9 protein-coding genes are annotated in these 13,544 nt (G+C 63.7%); all 9 read left to right on the top strand.

Going from position 1 to position 13,544, the window contains the following annotated elements:
* The 9 genes from J4D52_RS08705 (at position 1) to J4D52_RS08665 (ending at position 13,540) form a co-directional block, all read left to right on the top strand.
* Positions 1-999: a polysaccharide deacetylase family protein gene (locus J4D52_RS08705; protein WP_102677580.1), complete on the top strand. Its 999-nt coding sequence runs from the start codon at positions 1-3 to the stop codon at positions 997-999.
* On the top strand, positions 996-2,306 hold the full coding sequence (locus J4D52_RS08700) for a lipopolysaccharide biosynthesis protein (RefSeq protein ID WP_102677579.1): 1,311 nt from the start codon (positions 996-998) through the stop codon (positions 2,304-2,306). Before J4D52_RS08705 ends, J4D52_RS08700 begins: the two co-directional genes overlap by 4 nt.
* Positions 2,300-4,234 (top strand): hypothetical protein, encoded by a 1,935-nt coding sequence (locus J4D52_RS08695; protein ID WP_102677578.1) that lies wholly within the window; start codon positions 2,300-2,302, stop codon positions 4,232-4,234. Before J4D52_RS08700 ends, J4D52_RS08695 begins: the two co-directional genes overlap by 7 nt.
* Entirely contained in the window at positions 4,231-4,935 is a 705-nt protein-coding gene (locus J4D52_RS08690) for a GNAT family N-acetyltransferase (RefSeq protein ID WP_063430614.1), read from the top strand. Before J4D52_RS08695 ends, J4D52_RS08690 begins: the two co-directional genes overlap by 4 nt.
* Complete coding sequence (locus J4D52_RS08685) at positions 4,932-6,062, top strand: GNAT family N-acetyltransferase (protein WP_063430612.1); 1,131 nt, start codon at positions 4,932-4,934, stop codon at positions 6,060-6,062. The genes J4D52_RS08690 and J4D52_RS08685 overlap by 4 nt, the downstream gene beginning before the upstream one ends.
* A gap of 20 nt (positions 6,063-6,082) precedes the next feature.
* A complete protein-coding gene (locus tag J4D52_RS08680; RefSeq protein ID WP_063430931.1) occupies positions 6,083-6,865 on the top strand; it encodes a ChbG/HpnK family deacetylase in 783 nt (260 codons plus the stop codon).
* Between the two features lie 167 nt (positions 6,866-7,032).
* Positions 7,033-9,081, top strand: a complete 2,049-nt coding sequence (locus tag J4D52_RS08675; protein WP_102677577.1) for a type VI secretion system tip protein VgrG — start codon at positions 7,033-7,035, stop codon at positions 9,079-9,081.
* Positions 9,072-9,917: a DUF4123 domain-containing protein gene (locus tag J4D52_RS08670; protein WP_102677576.1), complete on the top strand. Its 846-nt coding sequence runs from the start codon at positions 9,072-9,074 to the stop codon at positions 9,915-9,917. Before J4D52_RS08675 ends, J4D52_RS08670 begins: the two co-directional genes overlap by 10 nt.
* Before the next feature lie 50 nt (positions 9,918-9,967).
* Complete coding sequence (locus J4D52_RS08665; protein WP_025809008.1) at positions 9,968-13,540, top strand: LysM domain-containing protein; 3,573 nt, start codon at positions 9,968-9,970, stop codon at positions 13,538-13,540.
* Positions 13,541-13,544 lie beyond the last annotated feature (4 nt).

Raw genomic sequence — 13,544 nt, 5'->3', positions numbered from 1 at the left:
ATGAGACTCAAACAACACTTCAAGCGCCTGGCCGGCACCGCCTATCTCAATAGCTTCGGGCGCACGCGCCTGAGCGAGGCCGGCGTGGTGCTGATGCTGCACCGGGTGCTGGCGGACGAAGGCGCGGCGAACCTGCCCCATCGCGGGCCGCTGTGTGTCGGCCGCCACAGTTTCGAGCACCTGCTGCGCTGGTTGCGCCGGCATTTCGACTGCGTGCCGCTGGAGCAGCTGCTGCTGTACCCCGGCGGCGATCGCCCGCGGGTGGCCCTGACCTTCGACGACGGCTGGCGCGATAACGCCGAGCAGGCCTATCCGCTGCTGGAACGTCATGAAGTGCCGGCGAGCATCTTCCTGTCCACCGATTTTATCGGCACCGGCAAGGCGTTCTGGTGGGAAGCCATAGGCGAGACCCTGTGGCGCCAACCCGAGAGCATCGCCGGCCGGCAACTGCAGGAGCAGTTGCGGGTGCTGGGCCTGGTGCTGCCGGCCAGCCTCAGGCAACCCGGCAGCGACGAAGCCCGCAGCCGTGACCTGGGGCTGTTGCTGCAACGCCTGAAAACCCTGGCCCCGGACAGCCTGCAGTTGCTGGCCGACAGTTGCCCGCGGGACACCGCGCCCCACAGCCTGGACTGGAGCCAGGTCAAGCGCCTGGAACGTTCCGGGCTGGTACGCTTCGGGCCCCATGGCGCCAGCCACGGCATCCTCACCCAACTCGACAGCGCCGCCCTGAAGGACGATCTGGCCCGTTCCCACGCTTGCGTGCAGCACCATTGCGCCTCGCCGCTACCAATCTATTGCTACCCCAATGGCGACCATGACCCCGTGGTGCGCCAGGCGGTCGCCGACCTCGGTTATCGCTATGCCCTGGGCACTGCCCCGGGGCTGATCGAACCCTCACGCAACGAGCCCCTGGCCCTGCCGCGCATCGACGTCAGCCAGGCCAGCGCCCGCTGCCCGTCGCTGCTGGCCTGGCGCCTATTGAAAGGGGCACGGGCATGAAACGCAACGGCTATGTCTGGCACCTGCTGCTGAGCATGGGCACGCGGCTGGCGATGATCGCCATTCGCCTGCTGCGCAATGTACTGCTGGCGCGCTTGCTGGGCCCGGCGGATCGCGGCCTGTTCGCCCTGCTCAGTGCCCTGCCCGACCTGATCGCCGCCCTCACCAGCGGCGGCCTGAACACCGCGGTGGGTTATGAAGCGGCGCGCCAGCGACCGATGGGCCTGCTGCTGACCCAGATCCTTATCTACGGTTGCCTGCTGGCCGGGACCCTGACCCTGATCGGCCTGCTGCTGATGAACAACCTGGGCCAGGACTGGTCGATCACCAGCCAGCTCGGCCCCTTCGCCTGGTTGTTGCTGCTGGCGGTGCCGCTGACCGTGCTCAAGAGCGGCCTGCTGACCCTGCACAACGCTGACGGTCGGGTCGGCGCCTTCAATGGCCTGCGCCTGCTGGAATCCCTGGTGCCTTTGCTGCTGTTTGTCCTGCTCTGGTGGCTGTGGCGCGACCAGGCCTTGTCGGCGGCGCTGGCCGGCTGGCTCGGCGGCACCTTGCTGGTGGTGCTGGCGGGCTGGTACTGGCTGGGGCGTTATCACCGGTTGCGGCTGCGCTGGCAGCCGGGCGAGCAAGGCAAGCTGCTGCGCTACAGCGCCCAGAGCCACCCCGGCGTGCTTTCCCAGCAATTGATGCTGCGCTGCGACTACCTGTTTATCGGCGCCCTGCTCGACCCGGTCGCCCTGGGCCTGTACGCCATGGCCAGCGCCGCCGCGGAACTGCTGCTGATCATTCCCGAGGCGGTGACCACGCCGCTGATGAAGCGCCTGCTGCAACAGGGCGAAGGCATCGAGCGCCTGACCCCGCTGGCCCTGCGCATCACCGCCACTGTGATGCTTGGCGCCTGCCTGGGCATGGCACTGGTCGGCCACTGGCTGATCGTCAGCCTGTTCGGCGAGGCCTACGGCCCGGCCTATCCGGCCCTGCTGGCGTTGCTGCCAGGGCTGTTCGGCCTGTGCTACGCGAGCATCCTGCGCCTGGACCTGCTGGGCAAGCAGCGCCCCGGCGCGCTGTCGTGGCTGCTGGGGGGCGGCGCGCTGCTCAACCTGCTGCTCAACGCCGCGCTGATCCCGACCCTGGGCATAGTCGGCGCCGGCCTGGCCTCGTCCCTGGCCTATCTGGCGGTGAGCCTGGCGATGCTGGTGATGTACTGCCGCCTGAGCGGCGTGGCCTGGTACCGCACCCTGCTCCTGTTGCCCGAAGATCTTGTGCAGTTGCGTGCGCTGTTGCGCCCTCGGGAGGCGGCATGCTGAAAGCCGGTCTCTACACGCTCCTGGCCCTGCTGAGCCTGGCCCCGGGCGCCCAGGCCGAATCCATGCAGTGGTCGAGCATCCGCGACGGCAGCCTGTACCTGCGCGCCGCACAACCGGATCGGCTGAAGATCGGCTGGAGCCCAGCCTGGCAGAGCGACGCCAATCGCGAGCAGCTGTACCTGCTGCAGCCCGACGGCCAGTTGTTCAAGCAACTGGAGATCCGCGCCGACCAGGCCTATGGCGAACAGGACATCGAACTGCCAGCGGCCACGGGCGACTATCGCCTGCAGATTCCCGGCTACAGCTTTCGCGGGTTCACCGTCAGCCACCGCGGCAGCACCGCGGCGCAGTTCGAGCCGACCAAGGTGCATTTCAGCGCTGAAGTGCACAGCGGCGCCGAGCTGTACTTCCGGGTCGCGGCCGGTGAGCAGGCGATACTGGCCGGCAAGTATTACGGCGGCGTCAGCGTCTTGCAGGCCAGCCGCCTGAGCGATGGCGCCAAGGTCCGCCTGGAGCTGAAAGAACATCCGGCCTACGGGCAATTCGACCAGATGGCGCTGCCGCCGGCCGAACAGGACGAAGTCTGGCGCCTGTCCCTGGGCGGCTCCGGCAAGGTGGCGTTCTGGCTGGACGGCACGGCCAATCTGTTTGCCCAGGAGGTCCAGCAACTGCACCCGCTGGACCAGCCCCGGGGCAAGGCCCACCTGCAGCTAAAACCCCAGATACTCGGGGCCACGCCGCGCCTGGGCATCGCCCTGCCCTATGCCCAGCCGCCGCAGTCCACCTTCGATCTGTTGCAGGCGATTGGCGCCCGCGCGGCCAACTTCTACAGCTTCGTCGATGTGATCGAGCAGGAGCCCGAACGGGAAATCGGCTTTCGCCGGCTGTACCGCGAGCGCTTCGGGATCGACCGCGACATCACCCTGCTGGCCGGCACCGGGCGCCGCGCCGTGCTCGCGGCGGATGCCCAGAGCTTCGCCGGCCTCGACGCCTGGCTGGCCGACAGCGTGCACCTGGCCGGCAACGGCCTGCACTACCTGGCCTTCGCCGACGAGCCCAACCTCAACTACCCGGACTACAGCAGCTACGCCCTGTACTTCGAGCAGATGCTGGCCCGGGCCAAGGCCAATCCCGAGGCTCGCGCGGCCGGTGTGCGGATCGCCATGCCGGCCAGTTCGCGGCTGCTCGACGGGCCGTTCCGGGTCGGCGCCGGGCAACGCCGCGGCATCGACTGGGCGCGCAAGCTGCTGGCGCAGCACGGTGAGGATATTGACGCCCTGGCCTGGCACGAATGGATGGTCCGCGACTTGCTCGCCACCCGCCGCTACCGCGACAGCGTGCGCGCCGCCGCCGAGCTGGTGGGCCTGGATGCCGCGGGCCGGCCGCGCAAGGCCCTGCTGCTGAGCCAGACCAATATCTCCAGCGGCCGCGACCTCAGCCCCTATCAGCAGGACAGCCATTACGCCGGTCTGTGGTGGGCCTCGGTGGTGATCAACGCCTCCGCCGACGGCCTGCTGGACATGCTCAATTGGTTCCAGGCCGCCGACGAGCCGGACTACCCCAAGGGCATGCTCGCGCAACGCAGCGCCAGCCAGTTCAGCCTCAAGCCGGTGGCCGTGGCCCAGCAGTTCATTGCCCGGCACTGGCTGACCAATGTCCAGGTCCTGGACAACTCGGCCTTCGAGGTCGATGCCCTGGCCATGAGCGAGGCCGGCCGCCACAGCCTGCTGGGGGTGAACAAGGCGTCGCGGGTGCAAGCGGTGAGCCTCGATGGCCCCGTCGGCCTGTGCCACGCGTCGCAGCTCAAGCTGAGCCTGCTCGGCCCCGACGACCAGCCTCGCGACGCGCCCCTTGAATGCCGCGATGGCCGGGTGCACTTCGAGCTGCCCGGCGAAACCCTGTTTGCCCTGACCTGGAAAGCCTTATGAGCCGATTGAGCACGTTGCTGGAAAAAATCCGTCGCAAGGGCCTGCGCGACAGCCTGCGGGTCCTGCGCGAGCGCTACTTCTATTACCACTGGGAATTGCTCAGCGTCGAACGCTCCCTGGCGCTGCCGGTGCCCTGCCCGGTCACCACGCGGCGCTGGCCCCAGGTGCCGATCGAGCGCGCGCTGCTGCCGGCCTTCGACAAGTACTTCGCCGCGCAGTTGCCGGCGATCCGCGGTTTGCTGGACAAGGGCTGTCGCGGCAATGCCCACCTCGACGCCGACGGCAACGTGATGCTGATGATCTGGATCAACGAGCGCGACTACTACGACGATCAGCTGTACCGCTGCTGGATCCGCATCCCGCCGGGCTGCATCTATCAGTTCGCCGGCGAGTGCGCCCTGCCTTACCGCGGTACCGGGGTGGTGGTGCTGGCGCAGAAACTGATCTGGGAGCACTACCGCGAACGCGGCTTCAAGGCCACCCGGGCGGTGGTCAACGTGCGCAACGAGGCGGCGCTGAAGCTGCACGTGCGCATGGGCTTTACCGAGGTCGGCGAATCGATCCACGTCTATTGCCTGTTGCGTTGCCTGCATTTCCATCGGCGCGTGCCCTATCACCAGCCACGCCTGCTGCACCTGCGTAAGCCACAGTTGTCGACGCGAGCGCAAACCTCGGCCGATTCCCGCAAGGAGCCGCTGTGACGATCCGCTTCGCCTGGCGTTCCAGCCTGCTGGACGAAGACTTTCCCGTCGCCGCCTTCGAGCAACTGCGCAACGCGGTCGAACGGGCCACGCCCTTCAATCGCCTGGCCTGGCTGCGTGGCGCCGAACAGGCACTGGACGCCGGGCAACATCTGCGGGTGCTGCTGGGCTGGCACGGGGAGCGGCTGGTGCTGTGCCTGCCGTTGCTGCATGGCCGCGAGCGCAAGGCTGGCTTGCCGTTGCAGGTAGTGCGCCATCTGGGCTTCCCCCTCAGCGACCGCCTGGCGCTGCTGGTGGCCGAGGACGCGCTGCCGGCCATGCCCTTGGCGCTACAGGAAATCCGCCGCGAGTTGCCCCATGCCCTGCTGCAGTTGAGCGAACTGCTGGCGGCCGGCCCCACCCTGGCGAGCTGGCGCGAGCACAGCTGGTACAGCGCCTGCGCGATCAGTTGTCGGGCGCCGGAACACCTGATTGTCGAGACCGATCGCCAGGAAGCCCAGGACAAGAACCTGCGCTACGAGCTACGCCGGGCGAAAAAACGCTGCGCCGAGATCGATGCCCGGGTGATCCGCGTCAGCCCCGATGGCGAGGGCATCGACGCACTGCTGGATTTTATCGGCGCCGTGGAACAGGCCAGCTGGAAAGGCGCGGACGGCCTGGGGATCTTCTCCGGCGCCCGCCGCCAGCAGTGGATGCGCGGCGCCCTGCGCGGGCTGGCCGACGACGGCTGCGTGCGCGTGGTGCTGCTCGAACACCAGGGCCGCTGCATCAGTTATCGCCTGGGGCTGTTGGAGCGCGGGCGGCTGTACGACTACAACATCGCCTTCCTGCCGGACTACGCCAGCCTAGGCAGCGGCCGACTGCTGCTCGACGAGTGGATTCGCTGGGGCCTCGACGAAGGCTGGCAGTGGGTCGATGCCTCGCGGGTCAGCCTCAGCCGCTCCAGCCATCAATTGCACGAACGCATGAGCGGCCAGGTCGAGCACCAGCGCTGGAGCTTCTATTCGCGCCGCCCCGGCGGCCTGCTCCTGGGCCTCGCCGATCGCCTCTGGCAAGCCCTCAAACCCCATGTCAAAAACTGGCGCGAACGCCGTGCCGCCCGCCAACCAAAAGAGAGCCGACCTTGAGCGCTACTTTGAACAGCCGTTTGAACAGCACAAAGACCGCGGCGAAGCTGCCGGCGGTGATCGTCAATGCCGACGACTTCGGCCTCGACCCCGAGTACAACCAGCTGACCCTGCGCGCCTTCGAGCGTGGGGTGATCAGCTCCGCGACCCTGATGGCCAATATGCCGGCCTTCGAGGACGCCTGCCGGCTGGCCCGCGAGAACAGTCTGCAAGGACGCATCGGCCTGCATTTCAACCTGACCTACGGCGAACCGCTGAGCGTGCCGATCCGCAGCCAGCGGCGGTTCTGCAACAGCAGCGGCGAGTTCGACCTCAGGCTGCCGCGCTCCGTCCTGCACCTGCCGGCCAGCACAGTGGCCGCGGTCCGGGAGGAACTCCAGGCGCAATGGCAGCGCTGCGTCGACCAGGGTCTGCGCCCGAGCCATATCGACTCCCATCAGCACGTGCACAACCTGTGGCCGATCGCCCCGATCGTCGCCCGCTTCGCCGCGCAACAGGGGGTGCCGGTGCGCCTGGCGCGCAATGTCGGGGGCAATATCGGCCTGGCCAAGCGCCTGTTCAAGAACGCCCTGAACCGGCGCATCGTCCGTTTGAGCGGCGCTACGGTGCTGTTCGTCTGTACTCCTCGAGACTTGCTGCAAGGCTTCCGGCCAGCCGGTGCGCTGGAAGTGGTGGTCCATCCGACCCTGCTGGCCGACGGCGATTTCGGTGACGATTACCTGCCCGAGGGGCAGTCCCTGGACCGGTTGCTACGGGAAACCCTGAGGGGCTATCGGTATATCGCCTACAGCCAACTTCGCTGATGCCCGTAGGGCGTTAGCCGGATGGGTTGTCAGGCCTGAGTGATAGTCAGCAGGGACATTTCTGAATGTTCCAGGGGGGCGGATGGCGGCGGCCGACCCCGCTTGAATCGACTGGCTTATTCCTGCACCATCCGCCCCCTGCTTATTCAATGGATGGATTTCACGGCATGCTGGATGCTAACGCTACCCATATTTCCCTGACGATCGAAGGCGCCTCGGTCGACCTTCAGGTCCTCAGTTTCGTTGGCCGCGAAGCCCTCAATCAGCCCTTCTGCTTCGATATCGAACTGGTCAGCACACGTCCCGACCTCAAGCTCGAGGAGCTGCTGCACAAGCCGGCCTGCCTGACCTTTGGCAGCACGGGCAAAGGCCTGATCCATGGCCTGGTGTACCGCATCGCCCAGGGCGATTCCGGGCGCAAGCTGACCCGCTACAGCATCAGCTTGACCCCACAGCTCAACTACCTGCGCCACAGCGTCAACCAGAAGATCTACCAGCACCTGAGCGTGCCGAAGATCATCGCCCAGGTCCTCGAGGCCCGCGGCATCCTGGCCGACGCCTACAGTTTCCAGCTCGGCGCCACCTATCCGGAGCGGGTCTACTGCACCCAGTACGACGAATCCGACCTGCACTTCATCCAGCGCCTGTGCGAAGAAGAAGGCATCCACTTCCACTTCCAGCACAGTGCCGGCGGCCACAAGCTGGTGTTCGGCGACGACCAGACGGTGTTCCGCAAACTGGCGACGGTGAACTACCAGCAGGACTCGGGCATGGCCGCCGAACAGCCGGTGATCAAGCGCTTCAACCTGCGCCTGGAGACCCGCACCAGCCGCGTCAGCCGCCGCGACTATGACTTCGAGAAACCGCGCCTGCTGCCCGAAGGCGCGGCCAAGTCCGGGGTCATGCCGGACCTGGAAGACTATGACTACCCCGGCCTGTTCACCCAGCAGGCCCGCGGCAAACAACTGGCAACCCGCGCCCTGGAACGCCACCGCAGCGACTACCAGCTGGCCGAAGGCAAAGGCGACGAGCCGAGCCTGGTCAGCGGCCACTTCCTGACCCTGGCCGAACATCCGCGCAGCGAATGGAACGACCTGTGGCTGCTGCTGGAAGTGATCCACGAGGGCAAGCAGCCGCAGGTGCTGGGCGAGAACATCACCAGCGACGTCACCAGCAACAAGGACGACTTCCACCAGGGCTACCGCAACCGCTTCCTCGCCACGCCCTGGGACGCCCACTACCGCCCGCCGCTGGAACACCCGAAACCCAAGTCCCTGGGCAGCCAGACCGCCGTGGTCACCGGGCCCAAGGGTGAAGAAATCCATTGCGACCAGTACGGGCGGATCAAGGTGCAGTTCCACTGGGACCGCGACGGCCTGGCCGACGACAACACCTCCTGCTGGGTCCGCGTCGCCAGCGGCTGGGCCGGCAAGGCCTACGGCAGCATCGCCATCCCGCGGATCGGCATGGAAGTGCTGGTGACCTTCCTCGAAGGCGACCCCGACCAGCCCCTGGTCACCGGCTGCCTGTACCACAAGGAAAACGTCGTCCCCTACGACCTGCCGGCGAACAAGACCCGCAGCACCTTCAAGACCCTCAGCTCGCCGGGCGGCAAGGGCTATAACGAACTGCGCATCGAAGACAAGAAAGGCGCCGAGCAGATCTACCTGCACGCCCAGCGCGACTGGGACGAAAACGTCGAGCACGACCAGCGCATCCGCGTCGGCAACCAACGCCACGACACGGTCGAAGCCAACAGCCTCACCGAACTCAAGGCCGAAGAACACCGCATCACCCACCTCGACCGCAAGAGCGAAATCCGCGCCAACGACCACCTGACCGTGGCCGTCACCCAGCACGCCAACATCGGCACCGCGCAATTCGTCGAAGCCGGTCAGGAAATCCACTACAAGACCGGCAACATCGTGGTCCTGGAAGCCGGCGCCGAACTCACCGCCAAGGCCGGCGGCAGCTTCGTCAAGCTCGATGCCGGTGGTGTGACCATCAGCGGGGCGAATGTGAAGGTCAACTCCGGTGGCGCGCCGGGGGTGGGTACGCCGGCGGCGCCGCTGTTGCCGGGCCCCTTGAAACTTGCCGATAACGACAAGGCCGGCAAGGTCCCGCTGCCCAGCCGCCTGAACGAGTCGGGCATCACCCCGCTGTGCGGAAAACAGAGCAACGGCGCCTGCAGCCGTAAGGATTGCACATGCATGTAAACGCCATGAACGCCCTGCTGGCCGCACCGCGTTATGCCTTCGAGCAACTGCCCCGAGAGGGCTCCAGCCAGAGCCTGTGCTTCATCATCGATCGCGGCCGCCAGCCCGAGGCCATGTCGATTCTGTATCGTGTCGGCGAGCCGATGAACACCCAGCCCCTGTTCGGCAATACCGACTTGGCCGAACTGGCCAGCGAAGGCCCGCTGTGGCTGGTCGCCCCCTGGGGCAGCCGCCTGGCCGCCGAAGCCGCGCGCCTGTGCGCAGAGAACGGCGCCGGCATCGCCCTCAGCGCCGAGGATCCCGCCCAGGCCCTGGCCCACGCCCGCTGGCTGCTGAAGGCCAATGACGGCTCCGGCGGCCAGAGCCTGCTGAGCTATCACAAGGCCAGCCTGTGGGCCGCCCTGGTCTATACCGCCGGCGACACCGCGAATCAGCTGTTCGGCCCCTGGCAGAACGTCTACAGCCCTGCCCCGCGCAATTTCGGCCCACAGAACGGCCACTGGCTGGCCTGGAGCACCGACGCCCAGCAGCCCTGGAACGCCGACGGCCCAGCCTTCAACCTCCCCGCCGACACTGCCAGGGTCCAGGCACGCCTGGGCTGGGTGTACTGGGTCGACGAGCAATACGCCGCCTTCGGCGAACCCGAGGATGAACGCCTGCCAGACATCACAGAGAACCTCGACGTGCTGCTGGAACACCAGATTTATGAAGGCCGGCATTTGCTCAAGCTGGCCCCGGTGGTCAATGGGCCACTGTTCAAAACCCGGCCAGCGATGATGGCAATCCTGCAATCCAAGGACGACTCGTTCATCAAGGTTGAACGGCTGATGCAATAGGCATTGGCCGTCCCCCGATGAACTCGACGCAACAACAGAACGGAAGCACCATGGAAATCACCAATCACCTGGTCAAACCTGGCGAAACCCTTAGCCAGATTGCCTCTCGCTATAACGCCACTGTTGCGCAACTGCGACAGCTCAACCCCTTCATCAGTAACCCGGGCAACATCAAGGCTGGCTGGAATCTCAGCGTTCCCAAGAGCGCCCAGGCACCGGCCGCTGGCGCGCCAGCCAAAAGTACCGCAAGCGCCACAACATCCTCCGCCGCTGAGCCTGCCCCGGCCAAGGCCGCGCCTGATTCCGCCTGCATCAAGCTCGGTGCGGAGAAAGACTTCTCAAAAACCTGCGACGCGAATTTCGTAAAGCACGCGCCACCCTGCTCGAAAATCTACGCCAATGCCATTTATGCGACCGATGAACAACAATTCTGGCTGCTGCCCGAACGTGCCAGCGCATCGATGAAGGAGGCCATGTACACCCTGGAGAAGCAGATATCTCCGAGCAAATCGAATGCGGAGCGAATCAAGGGGCTGGATGAAAGTGGCCTGCTGAGTTACTTCCTCGAGCCAAAGCTGGGCGGTTTTCTCGAGGATGCAGAGCGTGAGCGCATGGAGGCAATCGAGAAGGAGGAACCCAATATCGACATGGACCCTGCCATGGCCCTGCGCGCCAGAAGCGAGAAAGCCCAGGCCGGGGAAAAAACCGAACCGGAGGCGCCCAAGGCCGACACCCAGCAATCCCGTATCGACCAGTACATTAGCGACGAAAACGCTCGGAACCAGATCAGGACCGAGTACGACAACTTCTACACATTGCGTAATGAGTGGTGTGTGCTCAGGGATAAGGCCATCGCCGTTGCCAAGGAAGAGGGTTACACCTACGAGAGCGGTACGCTGTTTTCCGAAAAGGCCATCGAAGCCCGCACCCGAGTGCAGAACTACCTGGAAAAACGCAAGGCTGTATTCAAGAAGTTCGATAGCAAGGCCGCCACCGAATACTCTCCGGAAGAAATCGCGAAGCTGCTGGCAGAAGACAAACAGAAACGCGAAGCCCTGCAATGCTGTGTAGCCGAAGGCCAAGGCGACCTGCACGCCTATTTCGTCTGGAAACAGGAAAACGCCGGTAAATTCGCTTACTACGAATACACCGACGCCATCATGAAGGTCGCGGAATACGGTATTGCATTACCGGAGTTCGCCTTGATCGATGACGGGTTGGCGACCGGCATCCAGCAATTCCGGTTGTACCTGGAGACGGAGAAGAAACAATCGAAGGTCAATGATCGCCTGCGTGAGAAGTACCGCCGCTGGATCGAAGCGACCGGTCAGAATGCTCAGGCACCGGCCGGGCTGGTGGAAAAAGAGCGGGCCGAATGGGACCGCTTGCAGATCATAAAAGAGGGGTTGCATAAAAAGGCTCAAGCAAAACTGGCCACCCCCCCAAGTCTTCACCTGCTCTGGGAACCGGAGCAGTTTCAACCGCAACCTGTCGATCGCCTGGTCAAGGCCGGCTTTCCTCTTCGGGAAGTCAGCAGGGTCGACGCCAAAGGTAATCCGCTGAGCTGGTTCAGCCTCCTGGACCTGGATGGCGCGCCGAAGATCCTTATGGAAGAGCTGAAAAATGCAGGCAAGAAAGCCAAGAAATTCCTAAACGGCATTCCAAAAAATGGCGATGGTGGCGCTGCCAAGGACAGTGCCCAAAAGGTCTTTACGCAATGGCTCGAATCCCAGGGGGCGCACAAGATCGACGATCAGGCCGGAAACTGGTTCGACAGTAACGGCTGGTTCGATATCGAGGCCTTTCACAAATACCTGACAAAGGAAGGCTACAAGGTCACCCAGCTTGAAGACGCCGACACCCGCAAAAGCTGGGGCGAACACCTGAAACAGGTGGTATTCAAAAAGAGTGTGCGGGGTTCGGCGAGGTTGTTCGATAAAAGCCCTCAGGCGCAATTTGTCCGCTGTCTTACCCCGCCACAGGCAAAACTGCATGGTGAAACGAAGTTTGAAGGACCGTCCTATACCGCTGCAGAGGGTTTTCAGGTCTCGGCAAGCGCCTCATTGAGCTATGACCTGGCTCGCGGGGAAGTAGAGTTGCTGAAAGTCGACATGCCGGCGCGGGAGAAAGCTCGGGACCTCACCGTCGAATATTTCATCGTTGGCAATCCTCAAGCCCAGACCATGAATTTTGGTCGTTTCTCTTTCCACTTCGGAGCCAGAGCCTGGGGCTACGCGGGTGCCTCCCTGATGCTCGCCGGTAGCATCGAGTTAAACCCGATATTCGGCAATGCCAAATACGGCGCCAACCTCAGCCCGATCAAGCCCGTGCAGCGTGAAGACGCCGAAGCCAAGGCCGAGCGGGCAGCCCATGAAAAGATCAAAGCCGACAAAGCGGCCAAGAACGACAATAGCCCTACCCCAGACCTGCAGTACAAGTCCGAGGCACTCACCAGCGTAGACACCAAGACTTCCGATCAGGTGCTGACCGGGCGCAAGGCCAAGGTGCAGATTGAAAATGGCGTCAAGGCCAACTTCAACCTGTTCGCCGGTGTCCAGGCTGCTATCGAGCTGACTGGAGCCCTGAACTGGGCGCCGCCCAAGGCCTTGGCGGCCCTGCGTACGCCGCCCGCCACTGGCATAAACAGCAGTAAGGAGGCTACCGCTGCCAGCCAATGGCTGACCCTGGCCAAATTGAACGGCTCGGTCGGTGTCGCCGCTGGCGTAGGCTTCAAAGGCGATGCCCAGATATCCCTGGATAAAGGTCGCTTTATTCTCAATCTGAAAGCCGCCGTGGTACTGGGACCGGGCGCGAGCGGCGCCTTCAAGCTCGAAGTGGGTTACGAAGCGGTGGTCGAAATCGTCAACCTCTATCGCCGCGAACTCTACAAGACACAAGGCGCGCAAATCTCCTGGATAGACCCCGCCGCAGCCGAACAAGCCTCCATGCTCAACGTGCTGGGAGCTGCTGGATTGGATGTGGCGCTGGTTTACATGATGGGACTGGAGGTCATCCTGAGCCTTTACGACGCCATGACCAGTGGTGGTAAGGGTGGGCCGATTGCTGATGCGATTATGGAATATCAGAATCAGGAAGAGCTCGAGAAGTGGTTTGTTGAGGCCACTCCTGCGGCATTGGGGCCGATTCTGATGACGCTGATATCTGAGCCCAAAGCTTTTTCCATTGAAGCAATTGGAAGTGAAAAATCAGACAAAAAAGAGACATCAAGTGATCAACCGCGGGCCTATACAAAGCAACATTCACACTTAGTTCAACAAAGAGCCATCGATACAATATTGTCTTGGATCGTGGACAACGCCAAACAGAAAGGAACATTAACAGAAGCTCAGAAGCAGTTTGAATCTGCTTGTGCCTGCATGAACAAATTCGGTGCCATGCCCATAGATATCGGAAATAAGTACTGTGAAAATCGGCACAAATTAAATCAATTCATGAGTGATCCAGTCTTGAGCTTTAGCGAGCCCCGTGGTGTTCGTGCTCGCTCTCGTTATACAAAAAACTCCTCACTATTGGGAGAAAGATTAGACTCTTCTTGCAAAGTTACATTTGGTGAAAACAGCTACCTGCCCAGAACCACCGTCAAATACATTGGAACCAAATAGAAAA

It is taken from the genome of Pseudomonas sp. GW460-12-10-14-TSB1, assembly GCF_017349775.1.
GTDB lineage: Bacteria > Pseudomonadota > Gammaproteobacteria > Pseudomonadales > Pseudomonadaceae > Aquipseudomonas > Aquipseudomonas piscium.
This window is presented reverse-complemented; position numbering and strand designations above follow the sequence as displayed.

Coding starts and splice junctions, on each gene's coding strand:
- J4D52_RS08705 (WP_102677580.1), top strand. CDS start 1: ATGAGACTCAAACAACACTTCAAGCGCCTGGCCGGCACCGCCTATCTC.
- J4D52_RS08700 (WP_102677579.1), top strand. CDS start 996: ATGAAACGCAACGGCTATGTCTGGCACCTGCTGCTGAGCATGGGCACG.
- J4D52_RS08695 (WP_102677578.1), top strand. CDS start 2,300: ATGCTGAAAGCCGGTCTCTACACGCTCCTGGCCCTGCTGAGCCTGGCC.
- J4D52_RS08690 (WP_063430614.1), top strand. CDS start 4,231: ATGAGCCGATTGAGCACGTTGCTGGAAAAAATCCGTCGCAAGGGCCTG.
- J4D52_RS08675 (WP_102677577.1), top strand. CDS start 7,033: ATGCTGGATGCTAACGCTACCCATATTTCCCTGACGATCGAAGGCGCC.
- J4D52_RS08670 (WP_102677576.1), top strand. CDS start 9,072: ATGCATGTAAACGCCATGAACGCCCTGCTGGCCGCACCGCGTTATGCC.
- J4D52_RS08665 (WP_025809008.1), top strand. CDS start 9,968: ATGGAAATCACCAATCACCTGGTCAAACCTGGCGAAACCCTTAGCCAG.